Origin of the sequence: Gordonia sp. CPCC 206044, from assembly GCF_048537895.1 — a bacterium.
Lineage (GTDB): Bacteria > Actinomycetota > Actinomycetes > Mycobacteriales > Mycobacteriaceae > Gordonia.
In genome coordinates this window covers 54,821-77,223 of the sequence record NZ_JBCLVL010000002.1, presented here as the reverse complement: position 1 = coordinate 77,223, position 22,403 = coordinate 54,821, and the positions used below count along the sequence as shown (strand labels likewise).

Annotated in this window: 24 protein-coding genes; 6 read left to right on the top strand and 18 right to left on the bottom strand. The window is 65.4% G+C overall.

What is annotated here, in order from left to right:
- Position 1 precedes the first annotated feature (1 nt).
- The 10 genes from AAFP35_RS02910 to AAFP35_RS02865 form a co-directional block, all read right to left on the bottom strand.
- Positions 2-1,417 (bottom strand): amidase, encoded by a 1,416-nt coding sequence (locus AAFP35_RS02910; protein ID WP_419220042.1) that lies wholly within the window; start codon positions 1,415-1,417, stop codon positions 2-4.
- Positions 1,414-2,841 carry an amidase gene (locus tag AAFP35_RS02905; RefSeq protein ID WP_419220040.1) on the bottom strand — a complete coding sequence of 476 codons (1,428 nt, stop codon included), beginning with the start codon at positions 2,839-2,841 and terminating at the stop codon, positions 1,414-1,416. Before AAFP35_RS02905 ends, AAFP35_RS02910 begins: the two co-directional genes overlap by 4 nt.
- A gap of 1 nt (position 2,842) precedes the next feature.
- Complete coding sequence (locus AAFP35_RS02900) at positions 2,843-3,031, bottom strand: hypothetical protein (RefSeq protein ID WP_419220039.1); 189 nt, start codon at positions 3,029-3,031, stop codon at positions 2,843-2,845.
- 15 nt (positions 3,032-3,046) lie between these two features.
- Positions 3,047-4,633, bottom strand: coding sequence for an ABC transporter substrate-binding protein (locus AAFP35_RS02895; protein WP_419220038.1), 1,587 nt, complete (start codon positions 4,631-4,633; stop codon positions 3,047-3,049).
- Between the two features lie 68 nt (positions 4,634-4,701).
- Entirely contained in the window at positions 4,702-5,655 is a 954-nt protein-coding gene (locus tag AAFP35_RS02890) for an ABC transporter ATP-binding protein (RefSeq protein WP_419220037.1), read from the bottom strand.
- A complete protein-coding gene (locus AAFP35_RS02885) occupies positions 5,652-6,647 on the bottom strand; it encodes an ABC transporter ATP-binding protein (RefSeq protein ID WP_419220036.1) in 996 nt (331 codons plus the stop codon). The genes AAFP35_RS02890 and AAFP35_RS02885 overlap by 4 nt, the downstream gene beginning before the upstream one ends.
- Positions 6,644-7,549, bottom strand: a complete 906-nt coding sequence (locus AAFP35_RS02880; RefSeq protein ID WP_419220035.1) for an ABC transporter permease — start codon at positions 7,547-7,549, stop codon at positions 6,644-6,646. Before AAFP35_RS02880 ends, AAFP35_RS02885 begins: the two co-directional genes overlap by 4 nt.
- Positions 7,546-8,490, bottom strand: coding sequence for an ABC transporter permease (locus AAFP35_RS02875; protein ID WP_419220034.1), 945 nt, complete (start codon positions 8,488-8,490; stop codon positions 7,546-7,548). Before AAFP35_RS02875 ends, AAFP35_RS02880 begins: the two co-directional genes overlap by 4 nt.
- On the bottom strand, positions 8,490-9,233 hold the full coding sequence (locus tag AAFP35_RS02870) for a GntR family transcriptional regulator (RefSeq protein WP_419220033.1): 744 nt from the start codon (positions 9,231-9,233) through the stop codon (positions 8,490-8,492). Before AAFP35_RS02870 ends, AAFP35_RS02875 begins: the two co-directional genes overlap by 1 nt.
- 89 nt (positions 9,234-9,322) lie before the next feature.
- Entirely contained in the window at positions 9,323-10,099 is a 777-nt protein-coding gene (locus tag AAFP35_RS02865) for a GntR family transcriptional regulator (RefSeq protein WP_419220032.1), read from the bottom strand.
- A gap of 121 nt (positions 10,100-10,220) precedes the next feature.
- On the opposite strand from AAFP35_RS02865, the gene AAFP35_RS02860 reads away from it, so the two are divergent.
- From AAFP35_RS02860 to AAFP35_RS02850, 3 genes are all read left to right on the top strand, one after another.
- On the top strand, positions 10,221-10,850 hold the full coding sequence (locus AAFP35_RS02860; RefSeq protein ID WP_419220031.1) for an MBL fold metallo-hydrolase: 630 nt from the start codon (positions 10,221-10,223) through the stop codon (positions 10,848-10,850).
- A 70-nt stretch (positions 10,851-10,920) separates the two neighbouring features.
- A complete protein-coding gene (locus AAFP35_RS02855; RefSeq protein WP_419220030.1) occupies positions 10,921-11,370 on the top strand; it encodes a DoxX family protein in 450 nt (149 codons plus the stop codon).
- A 141-nt stretch (positions 11,371-11,511) separates the two neighbouring features.
- Positions 11,512-13,032: an ATP-dependent DNA ligase gene (locus AAFP35_RS02850; protein WP_419220029.1), complete on the top strand. Its 1,521-nt coding sequence runs from the start codon at positions 11,512-11,514 to the stop codon at positions 13,030-13,032.
- A gap of 38 nt (positions 13,033-13,070) precedes the next feature.
- Here AAFP35_RS02850 and AAFP35_RS02845 read toward each other — a convergent pair whose 3' ends face one another.
- From AAFP35_RS02845 to AAFP35_RS02815, 7 genes are all read right to left on the bottom strand, one after another.
- A complete protein-coding gene (locus tag AAFP35_RS02845) occupies positions 13,071-13,820 on the bottom strand; it encodes an anti-sigma factor (RefSeq protein ID WP_419220028.1) in 750 nt (249 codons plus the stop codon).
- Complete coding sequence (gene sigK, locus AAFP35_RS02840) at positions 13,813-14,385, bottom strand: ECF RNA polymerase sigma factor SigK (protein ID WP_419220027.1); 573 nt, start codon at positions 14,383-14,385, stop codon at positions 13,813-13,815. Before sigK ends, AAFP35_RS02845 begins: the two co-directional genes overlap by 8 nt.
- An 80-nt stretch (positions 14,386-14,465) precedes the next feature.
- Positions 14,466-15,281 (bottom strand): DUF1295 domain-containing protein, encoded by an 816-nt coding sequence (locus AAFP35_RS02835; protein ID WP_419220442.1) that lies wholly within the window; start codon positions 15,279-15,281, stop codon positions 14,466-14,468.
- A complete protein-coding gene (locus tag AAFP35_RS02830) occupies positions 15,281-16,582 on the bottom strand; it encodes a class I SAM-dependent methyltransferase (RefSeq protein ID WP_419220026.1) in 1,302 nt (433 codons plus the stop codon). Before AAFP35_RS02830 ends, AAFP35_RS02835 begins: the two co-directional genes overlap by 1 nt.
- On the bottom strand, positions 16,579-17,355 hold the full coding sequence (locus tag AAFP35_RS02825; RefSeq protein WP_419220025.1) for a DUF1365 domain-containing protein: 777 nt from the start codon (positions 17,353-17,355) through the stop codon (positions 16,579-16,581). Before AAFP35_RS02825 ends, AAFP35_RS02830 begins: the two co-directional genes overlap by 4 nt.
- Positions 17,352-18,647 (bottom strand): NAD(P)/FAD-dependent oxidoreductase, encoded by a 1,296-nt coding sequence (locus tag AAFP35_RS02820; protein WP_419220024.1) that lies wholly within the window; start codon positions 18,645-18,647, stop codon positions 17,352-17,354. Before AAFP35_RS02820 ends, AAFP35_RS02825 begins: the two co-directional genes overlap by 4 nt.
- Positions 18,648-18,713: 66 nt before the next feature.
- Positions 18,714-19,130, bottom strand: a complete 417-nt coding sequence (locus AAFP35_RS02815; protein WP_419220023.1) for a YccF domain-containing protein — start codon at positions 19,128-19,130, stop codon at positions 18,714-18,716.
- Positions 19,131-19,236: 106 nt separating this feature from the next.
- On the opposite strand from AAFP35_RS02815, the gene AAFP35_RS02810 reads away from it, so the two are divergent.
- Positions 19,237-19,482 (top strand): hypothetical protein, encoded by a 246-nt coding sequence (locus tag AAFP35_RS02810; RefSeq protein WP_419220022.1) that lies wholly within the window; start codon positions 19,237-19,239, stop codon positions 19,480-19,482.
- Positions 19,483-19,486: 4 nt separating this feature from the next.
- On the opposite strand, the gene AAFP35_RS02805 is transcribed toward AAFP35_RS02810, so the two are convergent.
- The gene (locus tag AAFP35_RS02805; RefSeq protein WP_419220021.1) at positions 19,487-20,068 is read right to left on the bottom strand and encodes a maleylpyruvate isomerase family mycothiol-dependent enzyme; all 582 of its coding nucleotides are present in this window, start codon (positions 20,066-20,068) and stop codon (positions 19,487-19,489) included.
- A gap of 37 nt (positions 20,069-20,105) precedes the next feature.
- Here AAFP35_RS02805 and AAFP35_RS02800 point away from each other — a divergent pair, with 37 nt between their 5' ends.
- Complete coding sequence (locus AAFP35_RS02800) at positions 20,106-20,951, top strand: helix-turn-helix domain-containing protein (RefSeq protein ID WP_419220020.1); 846 nt, start codon at positions 20,106-20,108, stop codon at positions 20,949-20,951.
- Between the two features lie 131 nt (positions 20,952-21,082).
- The gene (locus tag AAFP35_RS02795) at positions 21,083-22,360 is read left to right on the top strand and encodes a GAF domain-containing protein (RefSeq protein WP_419220019.1); all 1,278 of its coding nucleotides are present in this window, start codon (positions 21,083-21,085) and stop codon (positions 22,358-22,360) included.
- The last annotated feature ends 43 nt before the right edge of the window (positions 22,361-22,403 follow it).

The window sequence follows — 22,403 nt, the reverse complement described above, 5'->3', positions numbered from 1 at the left end:
TTCATTCTCCGATGATCGCCGGGACGGCAAGATGCCACGCGGTGTCCTGCTGGTATGCGTCGGCCGCCCGCAGGACGACCGACTCCTCGAAAGGGCGTCCGGCGAGTTGCATTGCGATCGGGAGCCCCGTGTCGGTGAATCCGATGGGCACTGATATCGCCGGATTTCCGACTGCGTCCCAGTACGCAGTATTGACCTTGCTGAACCATGAAAGGTCGACGCCTAGTTCTGCGTAGGACAGCGCGCCGGTGAAGCACGTGGGTGTGACGATCAGGTCGACGTCCGTCAGCAGATCGCCCACCGCCTTGTGCGCAACACGTCGGACACGCTGCGCCTGAACATAATCTGCTCCGCTGTAGGCGGTTCCTCCCGGAAGGGACAGCCGCAGTGAGGGTGAATAGTCGCCCAGCCTGCTCTGCGCATCCGGCCGGTGGTATGCGAGGGTCTCACCAGCGTTTGTCACCAACAACGCCGAGATGAGCTCGTCGTAGTACGGCAGCCGCACGTCGGTCACCGTCGCCCCGCGAGCTCGGAGAACGGCCACCGCGGCCAGAACATGGGGTACGAGAGTGGGTTCGGCTGCGATTGCATCGAAGCCGCTGCGCAGGTCGACGCCGATTCGCAGCCCGGTCAGGTCGCCGGTGAGGTTCGCGAAGTAGTCGTCGACCGGAGTATCGATGGATGTCGGATCGCTCGGATCGTCCCCGGCCAGCACGGAGAGCATGACCGCACAGTCGCGAGCGCTGCGTGCCATCGGTCCGATGTGATCGAGGCTGTAACCGAGTGGTACGCAACCCGATTTGGGTACCCGTCCGAACGTGGGCATGAGGCCGGTGATGCCGCAGTATGCGGCAGGGATGCGGATGCTCCCACCGGTGTCCGTGCCCAGGCCGCCAAGGAACATCCCGGTGGCCACCCCTGATCCGGTGCCGGAGCTCGAACCCCCTGGCCAGTGTTCGAGGTTCCACGGGTTACGAGGCAAGGGAAAATCGCGGTCGAGGTCTGGGAGTCCGGATGCGAATTCCATCGTGGCGAGTTTGCCCATGATGACTGCACCCGCCTCGCGGAGTCTGCGGACCACCACGGCATCCCCGTGACTCCAAGCCGGATCCAGGACGAGGCTCTGAGCAGTCGACGGGACCTCGGCCGTGGTGATGATGTCCTTGATGCCCACGGGTATACCGTGCAACGGCCCCAATGGACGGCCGCTAGAGCGGATTTCGTCTGCGGCCGCGGCCGAGGCCAGGGCCTGCTCGGAGAACCGCGCCAGGTAGGTTCCGATTGCTGCATCGTGCTGATCGGCGGTGTCGAGACACTGTCGGACGAGATCGGTGCTCGTGAGTTTTCCGGTCGCGACGGCCTCGGCGGCGTCGGTCAGAGTGAGTGCAGTGGAATCCTGCGGTGATACGACGGTCATGCCGGCACCTCGGTTGGTGAGTCGAGCAGCGCCGGAACGTCGCGGTGCCACGCCGTGGCCTGCTGGTAGGCGTCACCCACGCGCAGGATCGTCGCCTCCTCGAACGGCCGTCCGGCAATCTGCATCGCCAAGGGGAGCCCGGCTGCATTGCACCCAATGGGCACGCTGAGGGCGGGATTGCCAGTGGTGTCCCAATATCCGGTGTGCATCGGGCCGGTGCTGCCCGCTGACAGACGCTCGACAAACGAGCCCATCTCCGAATAGTTCGGGGCTGCCACGGAAGTCGTGGGCGTGATGATCACGTCGACATCCTCGTGGAGGGTGGCAAGGGCGCGTCGTCCCGCGCGACGGCAGCGCTGTGCCTGCACATAGTCGGCGGCGCTGTAGAACACACCCGAGCCCACGGTGATCCGGGTCGCGGTGAAGTAGTCCTCCCACCGCGTCGAGAGATCGTCGCGATGATAGGCGAGGGCCTCGCTGAGCATGATCACCATGTCGGCGATGCTCATCTCCTCGTAGTAGGGCAGCTCGACGTCGACGATCTCCGCGCCTCGGGAGCGGAGGTCGTCGAGTGCCGCGATCCACAGAGCGGGTAGTGATTCGTCCTCGGTATCGCCGACGAAACGCTCCAGACGGTCCACGCCGATCTGCAGACCCGTCAGGTCCCCGGACAGGGCAGCGCAGTAGTCGTCGACCGGAATGTCGATGGCAGTCGGATCGCTGGGGTGATGGCCGGCAAGAGTGTCGAGCATGAGTGCACAGTCTCGAGCGCTACGTGCCATCGGACCGATGTGGTCCAGGCTGTAACCAAGTGGTACACAACCTGATTTGGGAACTCGGCCGAACGTGGGCATCAGGCCGGTGATACCGCAGAAGGCGGCCGGAATGCGAATGCTGCCGCCGGTGTCGGTGCCGAGCGCGCCGAGTACTGCGCCCGCACTCACCGCGTTTCCGGAGCCTGAACTGGAACCTCCCGTCCAATGATCGGTGTTCCAGGGATTGCGTGGAATCGGAAAAGGTTTGTCGAAATCGGGTGCGCCGATGGCGAATTCCATCGTCGTCAGCTTGCCCATGATAATGGCCCCGGCGGCCCGCAGCCGCTGAACCACGACTGCGTCGCCGTGGCCCCACGCGGCATCGAGAATCAGGCTTTGCGCAGTCGACGGCGCCTCGGATGTGGTGATGATGTCTTTGATGCCGATCGGGATCCCGTGCAGCGGACCTGCGATCCGACCGGCTGCGCGTTCGTGATCGGCGTGACGGGCGGCTCGACGTGCCTGGTCGGTGAAGCGACTCAGGAACATGCCCGTCGCCTCGTCGTGTGCGTCGGCCACGGCAATCGCCTGTTCGACGAGTTCGGAACTTGAGACGGAGCCATCGGCAAGTGCTGTCGCGGCGTCTGTGAGTGTGGTCAACGTGGGCATCTCAGCTCCTCTGGTAACGCGGGTCGAAGGTCAGCGCCGGCTCCTCGTATCGCACGCCCGGCATCGCGTAGAGCTGCTCCACACGAGCGCGGCTGGGTGCGAATCCAGCGACCAACAACTCGAGATCGTCGTCGGTCGGGGTCAATCCGTGCATCTGCAGCAGGGATTCGACGATGGTCTTGTCTTCCATCGGTTTTCCTCTCTTTCAGGCGACGCTCACGGATGTGAGGTCGACAAACCAGGATTTTGGTTGGACGAAGCCGTGCACGGCGGGGCTGAGCGCGCGCGGATCGCGGTCGTTGAATGCAGTGAGCCATGCGGCGTCGCGTGTGAGCAGCCCGGAGACCTCCGCATAGATCCGACTGCGAGCTTCGGCGTCGATGGTGGCCGCTGAACGGGCCAGCAACGTGTCCACGGCCGGATTCGAGTAGTGACCGATATTCGTGGGCGATCCACTGGTGAACAGGAGGGTCCAGAAAGCCTCTTGGATGAAGGTCAGCGATATGTTGATCGCGTCGGCGTCGTCGGGGATCGTGCCTCCGGAGAATGCGGTGAGCATGGTGGCCCATTCGATCGGCTTGAGATCGACGTGGACGCCGATTTTCGCAAGATCGGCTTGCATCGCCTGATTCATCGAACCGGGCTGCATATTTCCGGAGCCGCTGGTGGGGTAGGAGACCGACATCGAGAATCCGTGCGGGAAACCAGCTTCGGCGAGCAGCTGGCGCGCTTTGTGCGGGTCGTGGCGGTAGACGTCGTTGCCTGGCCGATAGGCGAGACTCGCCCGGGGTGCGATCTGGTTGGCAGCGTCGGCCGTCTCTGCCAAGAGGTTGTCGGCGATCGAAGGCCGGTCGATCGCATAGTTGAGCGCCTGCCGCACCCGGACGTCGTCGAGAGGTTTCTTGCGTACATCGAAGATCCACGGCCAGGCGTGGTCGTAGGAATTGGTCAGGACTCGGTAGCCATGTGAGTCGAGCCACGCGATGTCATCTGGGTTGGGTGCCTCGGCCCAGTCCACACTCCCCGAGCGGAGTGCCGCGAGCCGAGATGATGCATCCGGAACGGGTAAGAGCACGAGTCTCTTCAGCTTCGGTTCTCCGCGCCAGTAGTCGGGGTTGGCACGGAAGACCACTTGTTGTCCACGGCGCATGGACTCGTATACGAACGGCCCCGTACCGACGGGGTGTGATCCGAATGCGCTGCCCCACTTCGTGATCGCGGACGGACTGGCGATATAGACGAAGACCAGGTCCTCGGGCAGGTGTGAGTAGATCCCGTTGGTGTCGATAGCGATCGTCGAGTCGTCGATCTTGTGATAGTCGGCGAAACCTGCCAAGGACAGCGCGGCACGGCCGGCGGCGGAAGCGCTGTACTGCGGAGACTTCGGGTCGAGGTAGCGGTCGAGGTTGAACATGACCGCGTCGGCGTCGAAGGGAGTGTTATCGGTGAACCGCACGCCCCGACGGAGATGGAATGTCCACCGGGTTCGCGACGGAGAGATCTCCCATGACTGTGCCAGTGCTGGTACGACTTTCGGCGTCTCGTTCGACTGCAGAAGATCGTAGCGGGTCAGTCCCTCATAGAGGGAGTTGCCGACGAATCTGTTGCCCTCGTAGCCTTGGTTCCCGGCCAGGGTGGTGTCCAATGACGGGATGTCGGACGCGGTCATCGCGATCCGCAGTGAGCCAGGATGAGTGGCGGTGTCGTGCGCGTCCTGGCTCTGGCATCCCGTCGTTACGAGGACCGCGGTGAGCAGCGCCACGACGACTCGCGTCGGCCGGATGTGGGTCATCGACCCTCCTTTCGGGCAGGGGATATCGCCGCGGGTCCGGGTGTCGGGCCGCGGGATCGCCGGTCGGATCAGCCGACGGCGGGTGACATCAGTTCGGCGGGATCTCGGTGGACACAGGACGCAAGATGCTGTGCTGCCCTGGCCCGGAGATCCGGCCACAGTTCGGCACATTCCGCAACAGAGACCGGGCACCGAGTGCGAAATCCGCAGCCGCTCGGCGGGGCTGTGGGACTTGGTAGCTCACCTTCGAGCACGATGCGTTCGCGTCCGAGGCCAGGGGTGGCAGACAACAACGCCGACGTGTACGGGTGATATGCGTTTGACCACAAGTCTGTTGCAGGAGCCTGTTCCACGATGCGGCCGAGGTACATGACCGCGACACGGTCCGACACGTGCTGAACCACGGCCAGGTCATGGCTGATGAACACGAACGCAAGGCCGAGATCGCGTCGGAGGTCCGACAACAGGTTGAGAATCTGTGCTTGCACGCTCTTGTCGAGTGCGCTGACCGCCTCGTCGCAGATCACCACATCTGGTTCGGTGGCCAGCGCTCGGGCGATCGCGGCGCGTTGCAACTGTCCGCCGGACATCTGGTGCGGATAGCGATCGGCGTACACGGGGTCCAGGCCGACTCGGTCGAGTAGGTCCGGAATGCGCTGTCGGCGCTGGGACCGCGTGTGACCGTGCGCGCGGAGGTTGAAGGCCAGGGAATCGAAGAGCGTCAGTCGCGGATTGAGGCTCGTCTGCGGATTCTGCGGGACCACCTGAACCCGGCGACGGAACTCCTTGAGGCCGCGGCCGCGCAGTCGTGCGATGTCCTCGTCCTCGAAGAACACCCGCCCGCTGTCGGGCTGGAGAAGCCGCAGAACCACTTTGATCGTCGTCGACTTTCCACAGCCGGATTCGCCCACGATGCCGAGCGTTTCGCCGCGGGACACGGTCAGATCCACGTTGTTCACGGCACGCACACCGTTGCCGAAAGTCTTGGTGATGCCCTGGGCCTCGAGCAGGATGTCAGTCATACGGCGTGCTCCTGTGCGTCAGGCGATTCGGCGGTCGTCACAGGGCAGGCGGATGACCGGGACGGCGCGATCTGCATCAGTGGGGGTTCTTCGTCGCGACACTCAGCGCGCGCAATCGGGCAGCGAGGTGCGAATGCGCATCCGGCGCCGACCTCGCCGGTGAGCGGGGGCCGACCGCCGATAACGGTCAGTTCACCGCGCCTTGCGGTGGGTGACGGCAGCGAGGCCAGAAGGCCCGTCGTGTACGGGTGACGAGGTGTTTGGAGAACCTCACGGGCCGTGCCTGATTCGACGATGGCTCCGGCGTACATCACCGCAACCTGGCCGTCGAGTTCCTCGGCGACACCGACATCGTGGGTGACCATGACCAGTGTCATCCCCATGCGGCCCTGCAGCTCGGTGAACAGTTCGAGCACCTGCGCCTGCACGCTGACATCGAGGGCGCTGGTGGGTTCGTCGGCGATGAGGACGTCGGGTTGACACGAGACCGCGATCGCGATCGCCACACGCTGCCGCATCCCTCCGGAGAGCTGATGCGGGCGGCTGCGCAGCACTCTGACCGGATCGGCGATTCCCACGAGTCCCAAGAGTTCGACGCACCGGTCGTTGGTTTGCCGACGCGTCCTGGTCATGCGGTGCACGTGGAGCACCTCTGCGAGCTGTGCGCCGACGCTGCGCAACGGGTCGAGCGCTGCGGCGGGATCTTGCGGGACCATACCGATGGTCCGCCCCCGGATCGACCGCATGTCGGGCTCACTCAAGGACAGCAGATCACGGCCTTCGAAACGTACGGTGCCTCGGCTGTGCGCCGACGATCCGTAGAGCCTCAGGATGCTGCGGGCGGTCACCGACTTCCCGCTACCACTTTCACCAAGGAGGACCAGGGTGGCGCCGGCGTTCACGCTCAGGGACACCCCGCGAAGCGCGCGGACCGCCGACTCTCCGGCGCCGAAGGTCGTGGTGAGGTCAGTGACCTCCAGGCGTGGGCTCATCGGGTCCGCCGCCGGATGTCGAGGGACGTGTCGAGTGCGTCACCGAGCATGTTGAAGATGAACGACGCCGCGAAGATCAGGAACGCAGGGATGAGCGCTGCCGCGGGATGAGAGAACAGATACTGGCGTTGGTCGTTGATCATCTGGCCCCATTCCGGATCAGGGGGTGCTACGCCGAGGCCGAGGAACGAGAGTCCACCGGCGAACACGAGGGAGAGCCCCACAAGGCTTGTGCAATAGACCACCAAGGTGGGCGCGACGTTGGGCAAGATCTGGCGCGAAGCGATCGAGAGGCGGGATGCGCCGCTGACGCGCGCGGTCTCCATGAAATCCATCCCGGTGATCGACAATGTCTCGGTTTCGGCGACCCGGGCCACCGGGGGTATGAGCACGATGGCAAGCGAGACCACGGTACTCGTGGTCCCGGCCCCCAGCGAGGTCGCGATCGCGATCGCCAACAGCACTGCGGGAAATGCGTAGAAGACGTCGAGGGTTCGCATGATGCCGGAATGAACCGTGCGACCGGCCATCCCCGCGGCGATGCCGAGAAAGGAGCCGATGGAGCCCGCGATGATGACCGGAAGCAATGCGGCGGCCATGCTCGGACGGGCACCGGCGACGAGACGGTCGAGTACGTCCCTGCCGAGGCCGTCGGTCCCGAGTAGATGCCCGTCGGAGCCGACCCCCAGCATGCGTTGATCCAGATCGCCCGACGTCGGATCCGTCACCAGGTACGGACCGACCACGCAGAGGAGCACGAGCCCTGTCGCCAGACCTCCGTAGATCCAGAGGGCGGGTGTGCCCGTCGGTATCCGGGACCGCGTCGACGTGAGGACGTCGGCGACCCGGGTGCGGCCGGCGGGTTCGCCGAGCGCACGGGGTTCGGTGGCGACAGTGGTCATGAGGTCCTCACTCGGGAGTCGATCATTGCCAGCGTCATGTCGACGACGATGTTGATCAGGACGAAGGCAACAGCGCAGATCAGGACACCCGCCTGCGTCACCGGCAGGTCGCGAGACGAGATCGATTGGAACAGTACGAGTCCCAGACCCGGCCAGTTGAAGATGGTCTCGACGAAGACGACGCCGCCTAGGAGATAACCGATCTGCAGGCCGATCATGGTGATAAGGCTGGGCGTCGCGTTGTGGAAGGCGTGCACCAGCACCCGATTACGAGAGAGGCCTCTTGCCCGCAAGGCCTCGATGAACTCCATCGACATCACGCTCGACAGTGATGACCGGAATGTTCGGGCGATGACACCGGCGGGAACGAGGGCTGCGGTGAGTGCAGGCAGGAAGCCGTGCCAGAGCGTGTCCAGGACGCCGGGATCGTCGCCGAACCCGGACATTCCCGACACGGGAAAGAGGTTGGTGGGCAATGCAATGTAGACGATGAGGATCAGCGCCACCGAGTACTGGGGTGCGGACAGGCCGACAGAGCTGCTGACGGAGGCGATCTTGCCGACGCCACGCGGACGAAGAGCTGCGATCGCACCGAGTATGAGGCCGAGTCCGACGGCGAGTACCGTCGCGTAGACCGCGAGGACGAGGGTGTTCGCGAACGCATCGACAACCATACCGAAGACCGGGCGCTGCTGGGAGATGCTGGTACCGAGATCGCCGGTGGCAACCCGGCTGAGCCATTCCCAGAACTGTACGGGCAGCGCGCGATCCAGGCCCATCTGCTGTGTGAGTGCCTGCTTGGTCTCTTCCGAGGCTCCGGTGCCTGCCAGGAGGGCGACGGGGTCTCCGGGAATCAGTTTGACGGTCAAGAAGACGATGACCGCGACTCCGAACAGGATCGGGATCGCGAAAGCCATTCGCCGGCAGAAGAAGGCGACCATCACGCCTCCGGGATTTCGCGGTCGGCACGCTGGGCCACGGAGGAGAGCGCGATCCGGTCGCCCCTGTTGCGTAACAGGGCATAGTCGAAGGGCCGCATGTCCGCGTCCAGGATCAACTGCTCCATGCCGAGGATCGCATTGTCGACCTCGGTCTCGAGTACCGAAGCGAGTTCTTCATCCGCAGAAAGACTCTCGATGCGCAGCTCTGTGGCGCCGACGGACAACCCGGCGTCGGCGAGGAGGGTCCACCAGTCGCCGGAGAAAATGGTCGCGTCGATTGCGGCGGCCTCCGGGAAGCGGATGTAGTTGGTGTAGATGCCGGCCGGGCGTCCCCGGTGATAGCCGATGTACTCCAGCAGCAGACATGGTTCGCCCACTGAGCAGTCGAGTTTTTCTGCGACACGTCGCGGCATCGGTATGACGGTCTTCTCGAGCACGTGATTGGTCACGCCGCGGTCAGCGATTGGTTCTGATCCGTGCAACTCCGTGATCCGGAAGGAGAACCGTTGTGCCACAGCAAGAGTTCCGGTTCCCGGGATTCTCTCGATGACGCCCTCGTCGCGTAACAGTCCCAGCGCTCCGCGTACGGCCGCACGAACCTGACCTTCGGACACCATGATCGAGCTCTCAGCAGGCAAGTGCGATCGCGACGGCCTGTCGCCGTTGAGGATGTCGCTACGCAGGATGTCCCGCAGCCATCGGGACTGTCGGTCGCGGCGTCCGACGGGATTCGTGATCGTCATGTGAGCAATCCTGGATCTCTGGTGATTGTCGGCCCATATCGTCGGCGTAACGCTGCGGTTTCGCCGACGCCTGTGAGTGGATGTGCTGGTCAGGGCGCCGGTGGGCGCCGCTGCGCCGAGATCTCGGCTGCTTCCGCCTCGCTGCGCCAGGTCGACCGGTACTCCACATGATCAGCAGAGTTTCGGATGAAGGCGATGTCGAATATCGTTCCGTCGGGGTCCCGGATGAGCTGCTCGGCAAGCAAGACAGGTGCTCCGACCTCCACATCGATCAGTTCGGCGTCGTGGGCGTCGGCGACCGACGCCTCGAAGAGGAAGGTCGAAGAACCCACCCCGATTCCGGCGATCGACAGCATCCGGTACCAGTCGACGCCGATCATCTGGCGCGTGACACGGTGAGCGTGCGGATAGCGCATGTAGTTGCAGGCAGTGCCGAGTCGGATGTCGCCGAGCAATGCGATGTAGTCGATACGGAGCAAAGGTGTTCCGATCGCCACGTCGAAACGTCTGGCCAAGGCCTCACCCGCCGGTGTATCGGCCCATTCGATGATCTGCGTTCGCATCACCCCCGACCAGATTCCGGACGGTTCCGGGTCCACGACGCCGTGCAATTCGGCGAGCGAGGCTGTCGTCCTGGTGTGGGTCACCACGGTGCCGACGCCGCGGCGGCGGGTCACGAGGCCCTCACGCTGCAACTGATCGAGTGCCGAACGGACTACCGCTCGTGAGGCCCCGAACTCGGTGCGCAGTTCTTCTTCGCTCGGCAACCGTCCGTCCGGAAATGCTCCGGACAACACTTCCGTTCGGAGAAGATCACGGATTCTGCGGGTCAGAGCGGGTGAGGGTCCCGGCCGTGCGTGGTTCATGTCTATGAGCTTTACCGAACCCGCGGAACGTGCAACTTCTCCGAGCGCTCTGGCTCGATACGCTGGGAGTCGAAACGATTCATGCACACGACCTCCGTGAAGAAAGAGTGGATTGAAACAGATGAGCGACCTGCGCATCGACAACGTCGTCACCTCGGGCACCTTCTCGCTCGACGGCGGGACCTGGGACGTGGACAACAACATCTGGCTGGTCGGAAACGACGACGAGGTCGTCATCATCGACGCGGCGCACAGCGCACAGCCGATCCTCGACGCGGTCGGTGATCGGACGGTGAAGGCGATCGTGCTGACCCACGGTCACAACGATCACGTCACCGTCGCGCCCGAGCTGTCGGAGGCGACGGGAGCGCCTATCTGGCTGCATCCCGGCGATGACATGCTCTGGAACGACACACATCCCGGTGTTGCCCATGAGAACCTCGAGGACGGACAGCGAATCGACGTCGCCGGCACCACACTGCAGATCATCAACACACCGGGACACTCGCCCGGCTCGTCGGTGATCCATGTGCCCGAGGCCAAGGTGCTGTTCTCCGGTGACACGCTGTTCCACGGTGGTCCGGGCGCGACCGGCCGGTCGTTCTCGAGCTTCCCGACGATCATCGAGTCGATCCGCGACAAGATCTTCACCCTGGACCCGGAGACGGCGGTGCACACCGGTCACGGCGAGGGGACGAAGGTCGCCGACGAGGCGCCGCACCTCGAGGAGTGGATCAAACGCGGTAGCTGATCGGTGTTGCATGGGTCACATCTGGCGATGTGAGATGGACCGAACCGGACATGCCTGCTTTGGTTAGGTAATGCTTACCTTCCTTAACAGTAAATCGCCGTGGGCGATCGGTGCTTTCCGGATTGTCGTGGGCTTTCTGTTCTTCTGTCACGGCGCGTCCACGCTGCTCGGATGGCCTGTGGAACCACAGGGCGGGGCGACCGCGGAGTTCGGGGCATGGCCGTCGTGGTGGGCAGGCATCATCCAGCTCGTCGGCGGTGGCCTGGTGCTCGTCGGTTGGCAGACCCGGTGGGCGGCGCTCATCGGCTCCGGATCGATGGCGGTCGCCTATTTCTGGAAGCATCAGGCCGACGGTCTGCTGCCCATCCAGAACGACGGAGAGTCGTCTGCGATGTTCTGCTGGTCGCTGGCGCTCCTGGTCTTCATCGGCCCGGGCATGCTGGCCGTGGACAACCTGCGCGTCCGGCGCGCGGCGACCACATCGGCCGCCGACGAACCGGAACCTGCGCCGGCTTCCTGATCGGGCCGACGGCGGGCCTGAACCGCCGTGTCCGGCACCATCGGCCGGGTAACCTCTGACAATGACCTGCCTGCGCCCGCCCACGACCACCCGAGGTCGGGCGGGCGCGGTCATGCGAGCAGACGGGACGGTGCCGCGATGATGGCACTGGCCCGAGTGGTGGAGACGTCGGCAGCGGTCGCCGCGACTCGATCTCGCAAGCAGAAGACCGCCGAACTCGTTGCGCTTCTCGGGGATTCGACAAGACAGGAGATCCCGGTCGTGGTGGCGTGGTTGTCCGGTGCCGCCCGACAGGGCCGGCTCGGGGTCGGATGGCGCTCGCTGGTGTCCCTCGATGTCGCGGTGGCCGACTCGCCGTCACTCACGGTCCTGGGCGTCGACGAACTGCTGAGCGGACTCGTGCGGACCACCGGAGCCGGGTCAGGCGCGTTGCGCACCACGATCCTGACCGAGTTGTTCGCTGCGGCAACATCTCCCGAGCAGGACTTTCTCCGGCGTCTGTTGACCGGAGAGCTCCGGCAGGGCGCGTTGGCGGGCGTGATGGTCGACGCGATAGGCGCCGTGGCCGGTGAATCTGTCGACCTGGTCCGTCGCGCCCACATGCTGACCGGGTCGTTGACCGAGACCGCGGCACTGGCCGTGCAGGGTGGTTCGGATGCGCTGGCATCGGTGGGACTCGAGGTGGGCAGGGCTGTCGCGCCTATGCTGGCCACGCCTGCCGAATCCCTGGGCGCGGCCATCGATTCTCTCGGCCCGGAATTGATCGTCGACTACAAACTCGACGGCGCGCGGATTCAGGTGCATCGCAACGGCGACGACGTGTCGGTCTATACCCGCACGCTGCGCGACGTGACCGCAGCGGTCCCGGACATCGTCACGGTGGTGCGCGACCTACCTTGCCGTACAGCAATTTTCGACGGCGAGACGTTGACACTGGACGACGACGGACGGCCACGCCCGTTCCAGGACACCATGAGCAGATTCGGGTCGTCCGGCGATCTCGGTGACGACCCGCGATCCGTGCTGAAACCGTTCTTCTTCGACTGCTTACACCTCGACGGGGTGGATCTGATCGACCGGCCGCTGCGAGATCGTCTGGCGGCACTGACCACGGTTGCCTCGGGGCTGCGTATCCCGTTCGTCCTCGGTGCCGGAGTGGACGAGGCCCAGCGGTTCTTCGACGCCGCGCTGTCCGCCGGTCACGAAGGTGTGATGGTGAAGTCGCTGGACGGACATTACGCGGCCGGGCGGCGCGGAAAAGGTTGGCAGAAGGTCAAACCCGTCCACACCGTCGATCTGGTGGTGCTCGCAGCCGAATGGGGCTCGGGACGGCGCACCGGATACCTGTCCAATCTCCACCTCGGCGCCCGCGACGCCGACGGTGGGCGGCCGATCATGGTGGGCAAGACGTTCAAGGGCCTGACCGACGCGCTGTTGCAGTGGCAGACCGACGAGTTCCCGAAGCACGAGACCCATCGCGACGCGCACACCGTGCATCTGAGTCCTGAGATCGTCGTCGAGATCGAACTCGATGGTGTGCAGCGCAGTTCACGGTATCCCGGTGGGGTCGCGCTGCGTTTCGCCCGGGTGGTCCGCTATCGCCCCGACAAGACGTCCGAGCAGGCCGACACCATCGACGTGATCCGGACGATGCTGCCCTGATCGGTCTCCGGTCTCCGGTCGTCGATCTTCCGCGAGCATCAGCCCAGCGGCAGTTCGGCGACCATCGGTCCGGTCGGCTGGTCGGAACCGCCCGGCGGTTCGACGCTGATGCCCAGGGCCGCAGCCTGACCGAGATCCGGGATGACCGCGGTGGTCGACGGGGCCACGTCCTGGTCTGTCATCGTGCCCGCAGATGTGCTGCCGCTCGGACCGATCAACCACATCTGGTAGACCGTGCCGGGCTGAGGTGGTGGTACGTCGTTCATCACCAGGACGCCGGCATCCTCGGACGGGGAGTAGGTGACGGTGGCGTGACCGCCCGCGACTGCGCCAGACGATGTGCGTACGTCCTGTGCCGCGAACACCTGTGCGGCTGTCGGCTGTTGGCCGGACTCATCGGTGTTCGACGAAGCACCGATCACCCAGCCGAGGGCGCCGACGGCGATCGCGACGACGGCCGCGGCGGCGAGATAGACGAATCGGCGACGGCGGCTGCGGATCGGTACCGGTACCGTGTCCGACCGATCGGCTTGCGTCTGTGCGGCGTCGGTGACCTCTGCACGGACCACGGCCAGCACTCGGGCGCGCAGTGTGGCCGGGGGTCTCATCGCTGTTGCGTCCGACACGCGAGCCATCGCCTCGCGGGTGGCTCGGACCTCGCGCCAGAACTGTGCCCGGACGTCGGGCGACGCCTCGGCGACTGCTGCGGTGACATCGGCCAGTTCGGCGTCGGACACCGCGTCGAGTCCCACCGGCACCGCGAGTTCGAGGATCTCGTCGTCAGTCATCGTCGACTCCCAGGCAGTTGCGGAGGCGTCGCAGACCGTCGCGGATCCGGGACTTGATGGTCGGCAGCGCCACCGACAGGCGGTCGGCGACCTCGCGATACGAGAGTCCTTGGTAGTAGGCGAGATCCACCGATTCACGTTGGATTCCGGTGAGCGTCTGCAAGCAGTCGACGACCTCACGGGCTGTCTCCTGCGCGGTCACCGACTCGGCGACCTCGTCGAAACCGGTCCGCTGGTCCTCTGCGCCGTAGGTGATGTCGCGACGTGTGGCGGCCGATTCCGCTCGTACCCGATCGACGGCACGGCGGTGCGCGACCGTGATGAGCCAGGAAATGGCCGACCCGGCCCGAGGGTCGTAGGTGCCCGCCGACCGCCAGACCTGAAGGAAGACCTCCTGCGTGGTCTCCTCGCTGTAACCGGGATCGCGCAGGACGCGAAAGACCATCCCGTACACCCGGTCGCACGTCGAATCGTAGAACTCGGAGAACGCCGCCGTATCCCCCGACGCGATCCTCGCCAGCAGGACCGGGAGTGAGGTCCCGCCCGTGGCGGAGTCCACGGTCATCGAGGGTGTCCAGTACTCATCGTCGGTCAGCGTAACCGGCTGGACCCGAAGCCTCAATGGATGGTCGTACAGCTGGGAAATCACGGCGAACGCGGTGCCCGCGGCGGCCACGGCAGGAAGTACGACGTGCGTTGCTGGTACTCGCGATATCCCGGCCGGCGGCTCATCGATTCCTCCAGCAGTCTGGCACCGGTCGCGTGGACGAGGAAGTAGGTCATCGCAACGGGGGAGAGGACGGTGAGCACCCCCGGCCAAGACGACGCGGCGATCAGCCAGATGCCCCACCAGACACTGCTGTCGCCGAAGTAATTGGGATGTCGGGTCCACGCCCACAACCCGCGATCCATGATCGTGCCCCGAGAGTTCGGGTCGCTGGTGAACCGACGCAACTGTGCGTCGCCGACCGCCTCGAAGGTGAAGCCGAGAAGCCACAGGGCAACACCGACGACGACGGCGACGAGGGCGATGCCGCGGGTGGGCTCGGTGACCGCCGAGACCTGGATCGGGAGCGAGACGAACCACTGTGAGACACCCTGGATGACAAAGATCTTCCGTGCCACGGTGCGCAGCCCGTGACCACCGGACCGCGACAGCAATTCGGTGTATCGGGGGTCTTCACCCTTGCCTGCGGACTTGAGGTACATGTGCCACGAGAGACGTAGTCCCCAGACGCCGACGAGGATCATCAGCAGCCAGCGTCGGAAGACATCTCCGGGCCCGAGTACCAGTGCGAGCGCGGCGATGCCCACGAAGCCGAGCCCCCAGGCCACATCGACGACGTTGTATCGACCTATCCGATGACCGATCAGCATCGTGATGCCGTGTAGCACAGCGAGAAACACCACAGAGGCGGCGGCGATCACGAGGAAGGCGACCCATCCGCTCTGGCCCGACATCATCGGGCCCCTCCTTGCTCGGGGCGCGTGAACAGCACCTGGTGCACGTCGAGATAGCCGGCGCGAAAGCCTGCCTCGGAGTACGCGAGATAGAACTCCCACATGCGTCGGAAGGTGTCGTCGAATCCCAGACCCGCGAGCCTGTCCTGGGCGGAGAGGAAGCGTTCACGCCAGAGCCGTAGGGTCTCGGCGTAATGCGTTCCCATGGCGTGGGAACCGTTGAGACGCAACGTCGTGTGTGCACGAGTGACATCGTCGAGCGCTTTCAACGACACGAGTTGTCCGCCGGGGAAGATGTATTTGTGTACCCACGTGTGGGTGTGACGGGTGGCGACCAGCCGACGGTGGGGCATGGTGATCGCCTGGATCGCCACCCGTCCGCCGGGCGCCAGTACCCGATCGATCGTGTCGAAGAACGCCGGCCAGTACCGCTCGCCGACGGCTTCGATCATCTCCACCGACACGACCGCGTCATGGGTTCCTTGGACCTGGCGGTAGTCCAGCAGATCGATCTGCACCCGATCGGAGAGCCCGGCCTGTGCGACCCGTCGCCGGGCCAGATGTAACTGCTCGGTCGACAGTGTCACCGACTGTACTGTCGCACCACGCGCGGCCGCGCGTAGGCACAGTTCACCCCACCCGGTACCGATCTCCAGAAGGCGCGTCCCGGGACCGACGCCGGCGAGGTCGAGCAGGCGATCGATCTTACGGTGTTGCGCCGCAGTGAGATCCGACCACGGTGCGCGGGTTCCGGGCTGCAGATCCGCGAAGAGTGCGCTCGAATAGCTCATCGTATCGTCGAGGAAACTCTCGAACAGATCGTTCGACAGATCGTAGTGATGGGCGACATTCGATCGGGTGTTGGACTCGGAGTTGTCGTCGGACAGCGGATGTCGTGGGAGCACGATCGGGCGCAGCCACTGCAACGGCCGGGGGATCAGTCGGCTCATCCGTGCGGCGAACGGGGTGAGTGCGGCCACGAGGTCGTCGGCCGTCCAGTCCCCGGCCATATAGGCCTCGCCGAATCCGATCAGGCCGAATGCGCCGATGCGTCGGGCGAAGGCATCGGGGTCGCGGACGACGATTCTGGGGACCGGTCGCCGACGATGTGCCTCGGACGCTCGGGTGCCTCCGATGTCGTCGAGATGGTCGACCTCGACGTCGACCCGCCGGGCGGCGCTGCGAAAGAGTCGCGCCGCGACGCCACCGCGGATCCCGGAGATCGGACCCGACGGCACCCGGGTCACATCCGTCCAGTTGCTGATCGTGTGCGGACACATGTCCTCGATGGGTTTTGTCATGCTGATCTCCGAAGCCTGGTGGACACGCTGGTATTCGCCGAGTGCGGTGGACGCGGAAGAACGTGAAGGCCTTTGCACCACAGGGCGATTCCGTGCCAACGAATGCGTGCCGCAACCACCAGCGGAGCGAGTGGCGCGCCGACTTGGGCGCGGAGTATCTCGCGTGACGTCGACGGTCGTGCCGTGCCGACGAGTGTGGCCACGAACGGCGCGGCACCCGCGCGCTGCAACGTGACCGCGATCGCCACGCGCCCATCGGGATCGGGAAGGGGAACACGCAGCTGGTAGGACCCGTCCACATCGTTGAACGGCGAAACGTAGAATGCCTTGTCCACCCGAGCATGTCCGTGCTCGTCGGGTCGCACGAAGTAGCTGTGTCGTTGTCCGTAGGTGTTGTGGACCTCGACAAGTGCGTACGCGAGAGCGCCGTCGGCGTCGTGGCACCAGAACACGCTCAGCGGATTGAACACGTAGCCGAGAACCCGTGGCGACATGAGCGCGAGCACCCGCCCGGACGGGACATCCACGCCGGCGGACAGCACATGCCGGTTCAGACGATCCCGAAGCGACTCCCCGTGCCGGACCGGTTCGGGGAAGTGGTCTTCAGGACGGAATCGTGCGAACTGCCTGATGGCCAAGGCGAGTCGTGGGATCTCGTCGATGTCGACCAGCCATGACGCGCTCCGATGGGTGAACGCGTGACGGACGGGTGACGTACGCACGTGCCGGATTCGGGTGCGGACCACCGATGGTGTCGGTACTTCGCCGATCATGCGCTGATTCCCGCGATCCTCGGTGAGGTGGCGCCGAGTGCGGCGGCGGCCCGGGCGCCGGAGAGGGCGCCGTCCTCATGGAATCCCCAGCCGTGATAGGCGCCCGCGAAGACGATGGTGTCCGTGTTCAGGTCGGGTAGAAGGGCTTGTGCCGCCACGGAATCGGTGGTGTAGAGCGGGTGTTCATATCTCATCTCGGCGAGGATCGTCGATTCCTCGACCAGATCGGTGCGGCCCAACGTGACCAACATGCGGGGATGTCGGGTGGGCAGTCGCATCAATCGGGTGAGGTCGTAGGTGACCGCCACGTCCGAGCCGTCCGCCCGGACCTGGTGATTCCAGGATGCGCGCGCCCGGCGAGCGCGTGGCAACAGCGAGGTGTCGGTGTGCAGTACGGCATCCTTGGCCGAGTAGGGGATGCGTGAGAGGACTCGTCGTTGGGTGTCGGTCGGTGCGGCGAGGAGGTCGAGGGCCTGGTGCGGATGCGTTGCGACAACGACGGCGTCGGCATCCACCGTGGTGGAGCCGACGCACAGACGGACGCCGGTGCCGTCGGACGACACCGAGCGGACCGGGCTGTCGACGTGTACGGCACCGCCGGAGCCCCGGACCCGATCGGCGATCCGATCGACATAGGTCCTCGATCCGCCGACGACGGTGCGCCATCGCGGCGAACCGAGTACCGACAACATCCCGTGATGGTCGAGGAACGTGAACAGATGGCGGGCCGGATACGCTGCCGCCGAACGTTCGTCGCACGACCACACCGAGGCGACCAACGGCAGGAGGAAGTTCTCCGTGAAGAAGCCCGAGAACCGGTTGCGAACGATGAACTCCGACAGGGGTTCGTCGGAATCAGGGGTGGCGAGGAGTCGGCGCGCTTCCCGATGGAATCGGAGCACCTCGGCCAACATCGCGAGATACCGACCGCGGGTCAGGATGCGCGGTGTGGGGAACAAGCCACCGAATCCCGCACCCCCCGCGTATTCGAGTCCGGTGACGTCATTGCGGATCGACATCGACATGTCGGTGTCCAGGGTCTGGATCCCGAGGTCGGAAAAGACCTGCTGCAGTGTCGGATAGGTGCGGTGGTTGTGGACGATGAAACCGGAATCGACCGAGAGGACGTCACCGTCGGGCATCGAAACGGTGTGGGTGTGGGCGTGACCGCCGAGCCGAGTATCGGCCTCGAACAGGATGACGCGATGGCGATCGGCCAGCAGATGAGCGGCGACCAATCCTGCGACGCCGCTCCCGACGACGGCGATCGACCGCCCCGAAGAAGGATTCATGCCTGTGGTTCGGAGCGGAGCACCGGTCGGATGGGTGGGCCGAACCCTCGGGCTACGGCCCGGGTGTCATGCCGGGCGCTGCGACGGCGAGTAGCCCGTGGGCATGTACTGATCCGAACTGACGATCTGGGCGCCGAGGGGCAGCAGCGAGATCGGCACCATCTTGAAGCTCGCGATCCCCAGCGGGATGCCGATGATCGTGATGCACAGAGCGATTCCCGTGGTGATGTGACCGATCGCCAACCAGATCCCGGCGAAGATCAGCCAGATCACGTTGCCGATCAACGACGCGGCTCCGGCCGTCGGTTTGCGGACGACGGTGCGCCCGAAGGGCCACAACGCGTAGTTGGCCATCCGGAAGGACGCGATCCCGAACGGGATGGTGATGATGAGGATGCAGCAGATGATCCCGGCGACCACGTACGCGAGGGCCATCCACACGCCGCACAGCACCAGCCAGATCACGTTGAGAACGGTCTTCATCACCCCATTGTCCGCTTGTCACCCGGCCGGGCGCCATGAAACGGTATTTCGCTGCAGTGTGCGTCGTCACGCCTTCTCGGAAGCGCAGACCAGTTACCCTGGCGCTGTGAGTGACCGTGGCCGCGAGGCATTCCTGACGGTGATCACCACGCTGGTGCTGGCGGTGCGACTCCTCGCGACCATCGCGCTCGTGCTGCTCGTCATCGGCTGGGCGGTCGTCTCGGTGCGTGACTCGATGCTCAACGATTTCCTCTGGCCCGCCGTGATCGTGGGCGGAATCCTGCTGGTGTCCACGTACCTTTACGGTCTGTTGCGCGCACGGCACCCACGACGCAACGGATGGCAACCGTGACGTGTCAGGTGGCCCGGCCGAGTCGAGCCAACAGTCGGGTCTGACGATCCGCATCCGCGGAGACCTCGACACCCGCCTTGCAGACGCCGTCGCCGTACAACGCGGGACCGAAACCGTCGGCTGCCGATTCCATCATCGTCAACTCGTCGTCGGTGAAGCGCAGCTCTCGGCCCGCCGCGACGGACACATCCCATCGATGGGCGACCATGTCGAAGCCGTAGAAACGCATGAGTGTCTCGCCCACAGTTGTCGGTCCGAAGTAGCCGTCGAACGGCATGTCACCCACCGCCGGGTCGGCGAGCTGGGCGCAGACTGCTGCGCTGTGAGATCGCCAAGCAGCCACCGGGTCGTCGAGCGAGGGCTGCTCGCCGAGGGACACCCCGTGGCCGGTGAGGAAGTCGCGTTGTGTGTCGATCACGTGGCCGACGACGTCGCGTGCCGTCCAGCCCTCGCAGGGGGAAGCCGCCGCCCAGGTGCCGGTGCCGTCGGCGTCTTCGAGTACCGCACCGAAGCCATCCGCGAGATGTCGGAAACGGGTGACCAGATCGAGGTCGTGGTTGTGGGAGATGTCGGAGTGAGTGGTCATGATGGAAACGTAACGAGTTCGAATCGAGTGAGGATTGATGAAATCCGACAGATCCGGTGACGGGGCGGGCCTACGGGTCGGCGACGTGGAACGCGCCCATCTCGTCGATCCGGCCGACACGTCGTTCACCATCGGACGGTGGGCGCCCTCGCCCGACTTGGACGACCTGATCCGGCGGTTCTGGGTGCCGACGTGGTCCGTCCCCGAAGGACGTGCGGCCCCCCAGAAAGTGCTGCAGTACCCGGTCTGCCTCGTTGTGGTGACGGCCGACTACTGCCGTTTCTACGGCGTCTCCACCGGGCTGTCCGAGACCGTGCTCACCGGCGACGGTTGGGCTGTCGGAACGATGCTGGCGCCGGCCGCAGGATCGCTGATCACCGGGGGTCCGGTCGCCGAGTGGACCGATCGGTTCGATGATCTGACGGTGGCGGCGGGAGGCGTCGGTGTGACGCTCGCCTCCGCTGTCCGGGCCGTCATGGCCGCCGACCCGGGGGACGTGTCGGTCCAACACGAGGCGACCGATCTGATCGAGGGCTGGTTGCGGACCCTCTTGCCGGTGGACGACGACGGGTTGCTGATCAACGCGATCGTGGAGTTCGTCGAGACCGATTCGACGGTGACGTCGGTGAGCCAGATCTGCGATCGTTTCCATCTCACCGAACGCAGCTTGCAGCGGCTCACCCAACGCCGACTCGGGTTGACGCCCAAGTGGTTGATCCAGCGTCGGCGCCTGCAGGAGGCCGCCGAACGCCTACGTGAGTCCGGCGAGACGCTGGCCACCCTGGCAGCCGAGTTGGGCTACGCCGACGAAGCACACCTCGTGCGTGACTTCCGGACGGTCACCGGTATGACGCCGGGACAGTTCTCCGCGCGGTTCGAGTGATGCTGGTTCCGGTCCCCGGCGCGTGAGGTCGAACGGTGGAGGCACGCGCTAGTCTGGGCAGACACGAGTGTTGCACCCATCACAGCGTGAGCGCGTCGACGGGTGATGCAGGTACGAGGCACGGAGGGCGTATGAGCGATTCGGTCGCGGCGTCATTGCGTGTCCGGCAGGCGTACGAGGATTTCCTCTCCGGCGTGACCCCGCCCGGGGACTCGGTCCGATCCCTGGTGCGCGACTCATGGGTGCGGTCCATCAAGAAGGGTGTGAACCCCGGCGAAGCGGTTCCGGAGAACACCGCCACGACGATGACGGCCGAGGAGTTCGCCGAGTACCGCAGCACGCATCCGATTACGGCGGTGCGACCGCTGGTGCAGTCGCTGATGCTCGACGACATCGCGGACACCGGTGTCGTCGTCGCCCTCACCGACCAGATGGGTCGGCTGCTGTGGGTCGAAGGTGCCACCGATGCGCGCGACAAGGCCGCCGACATCAACTTCGTCGAGGGCTCGCTGTGGAGCGAGGATGTCGTCGGCACCAACGCGCCGGGCCTGGCCCTGGCCGTGGACCGTGGCGTACAGGTTGTCGGTCCCGAACACTTCGCAGGCCCGGTGCAGGCGTGGAGTTGCGCGGCCGCGCCGGTGCACGACCCGGTCACCGGCCACGTCGTCGGCGTCGTCGACGTGACCGGCGGGCGTGAGGTCGCGGCGCCATTCGCGCTCGCCGCGGTGCGATCTGTAGTCGCCGCGGTGGAACGGGAGCTGAACTCGCGTGCCGTCGATCTCGCCGACCCCGCGGTGTTCGTGCCGGCCCGCGGCGCACGACTCACGGTGCTGGGCGCAGGCACCTGCCGGTGGCGGCGTGGTGCCGATGCGGCCGGCGAGCGCAATCTCTCCCGTCGCCACGCCGAGATACTGCTGCTGTTGCAGACCTATCCCGACGGGCTCAACACCGAGCAACTGGCGGTGATGCTCGCCGAAGACGGTATCGACCCGGTCACCGTCAGGGCCGAGATCTCGCGCCTACGAAGGGATCTCGGAAACGACGTGGTCGATTCGCGACCCTACCGCCTGACCATCGACCTGCGCTCGGACGTCTCCGACATCCGCGAGCGCGTGGCGTCCGGTGGCGAATTGAGTTCCGTCATCGACGAACTCGGTCGAGGGGGACTGCTGGTCGAATCGTCGGCGCCGGGTGTACGGGAACTCTTCGAAGAAATCCGTGAGGACGTGCGATCCCGGATCATCGCCGAAGGTGACGTCGGCGCCCTGCGCAAGTGGACCGCGTCGGTGCACGGCCGTGATGACCTGGCCGCGTGGCGCCGTCTGGAACACCGACTGCCGGCGGGGCATCCCGACCGGGCCGTCGCCGGCGGGCGCATCCGGTTATTGGATCGCCGCTACGGCGTGTAGCCGCGCCGGTCCCATCTGCGGCCCGGTCTCCGCGCAGTTCTTC

What these genes read in the sequence shown, in the direction of transcription:
- sigK (WP_419220027.1), bottom strand. Translation starts at nt 14,385, where the DNA reads ATGACCGTGGACTCCGCCACGGGCGGGACCTCACTCCCGGTCCTGCTG.
- AAFP35_RS02830 (WP_419220026.1), bottom strand. Translation starts at nt 16,582, where the DNA reads ATGACAAAACCCATCGAGGACATGTGTCCGCACACGATCAGCAACTGG.
- AAFP35_RS02820 (WP_419220024.1), bottom strand. Translation starts at nt 18,647, where the DNA reads ATGAATCCTTCTTCGGGGCGGTCGATCGCCGTCGTCGGGAGCGGCGTC.
- AAFP35_RS02885 (WP_419220036.1), bottom strand. Translation starts at nt 6,647, where the DNA reads ATGAGCCCACGCCTGGAGGTCACTGACCTCACCACGACCTTCGGCGCC.
- AAFP35_RS02825 (WP_419220025.1), bottom strand. Translation starts at nt 17,355, where the DNA reads ATGATCGGCGAAGTACCGACACCATCGGTGGTCCGCACCCGAATCCGG.
- AAFP35_RS02845 (WP_419220028.1), bottom strand. Translation starts at nt 13,820, where the DNA reads ATGACTGACGACGAGATCCTCGAACTCGCGGTGCCGGTGGGACTCGAC.
- AAFP35_RS02890 (WP_419220037.1), bottom strand. Translation starts at nt 5,655, where the DNA reads ATGACTGACATCCTGCTCGAGGCCCAGGGCATCACCAAGACTTTCGGC.
- AAFP35_RS02850 (WP_419220029.1), top strand. Translation starts at nt 11,512, where the DNA reads ATGGCACTGGCCCGAGTGGTGGAGACGTCGGCAGCGGTCGCCGCGACT.
- AAFP35_RS02900 (WP_419220039.1), bottom strand. Translation starts at nt 3,031, where the DNA reads ATGGAAGACAAGACCATCGTCGAATCCCTGCTGCAGATGCACGGATTG.
- AAFP35_RS02805 (WP_419220021.1), bottom strand. Translation starts at nt 20,068, where the DNA reads ATGACCACTCACTCCGACATCTCCCACAACCACGACCTCGATCTGGTC.
- AAFP35_RS02905 (WP_419220040.1), bottom strand. Translation starts at nt 2,841, where the DNA reads ATGCCCACGTTGACCACACTCACAGACGCCGCGACAGCACTTGCCGAT.
- AAFP35_RS02855 (WP_419220030.1), top strand. Translation starts at nt 10,921, where the DNA reads ATGCTTACCTTCCTTAACAGTAAATCGCCGTGGGCGATCGGTGCTTTC.
- AAFP35_RS02815 (WP_419220023.1), bottom strand. Translation starts at nt 19,130, where the DNA reads ATGAAGACCGTTCTCAACGTGATCTGGCTGGTGCTGTGCGGCGTGTGG.
- AAFP35_RS02910 (WP_419220042.1), bottom strand. Translation starts at nt 1,417, where the DNA reads ATGACCGTCGTATCACCGCAGGATTCCACTGCACTCACTCTGACCGAC.
- AAFP35_RS02880 (WP_419220035.1), bottom strand. Translation starts at nt 7,549, where the DNA reads ATGACCACTGTCGCCACCGAACCCCGTGCGCTCGGCGAACCCGCCGGC.
- AAFP35_RS02795 (WP_419220019.1), top strand. Translation starts at nt 21,083, where the DNA reads ATGAGCGATTCGGTCGCGGCGTCATTGCGTGTCCGGCAGGCGTACGAG.
- AAFP35_RS02800 (WP_419220020.1), top strand. Translation starts at nt 20,106, where the DNA reads ATGAAATCCGACAGATCCGGTGACGGGGCGGGCCTACGGGTCGGCGAC.
- AAFP35_RS02895 (WP_419220038.1), bottom strand. Translation starts at nt 4,633, where the DNA reads ATGACCCACATCCGGCCGACGCGAGTCGTCGTGGCGCTGCTCACCGCG.
- AAFP35_RS02870 (WP_419220033.1), bottom strand. Translation starts at nt 9,233, where the DNA reads ATGACGATCACGAATCCCGTCGGACGCCGCGACCGACAGTCCCGATGG.
- AAFP35_RS02860 (WP_419220031.1), top strand. Translation starts at nt 10,221, where the DNA reads ATGAGCGACCTGCGCATCGACAACGTCGTCACCTCGGGCACCTTCTCG.
- AAFP35_RS02835 (WP_419220442.1), bottom strand. Translation starts at nt 15,281, where the DNA reads ATGTCGGGCCAGAGCGGATGGGTCGCCTTCCTCGTGATCGCCGCCGCC.
- AAFP35_RS02875 (WP_419220034.1), bottom strand. Translation starts at nt 8,490, where the DNA reads ATGGTCGCCTTCTTCTGCCGGCGAATGGCTTTCGCGATCCCGATCCTG.
- AAFP35_RS02865 (WP_419220032.1), bottom strand. Translation starts at nt 10,099, where the DNA reads ATGAACCACGCACGGCCGGGACCCTCACCCGCTCTGACCCGCAGAATC.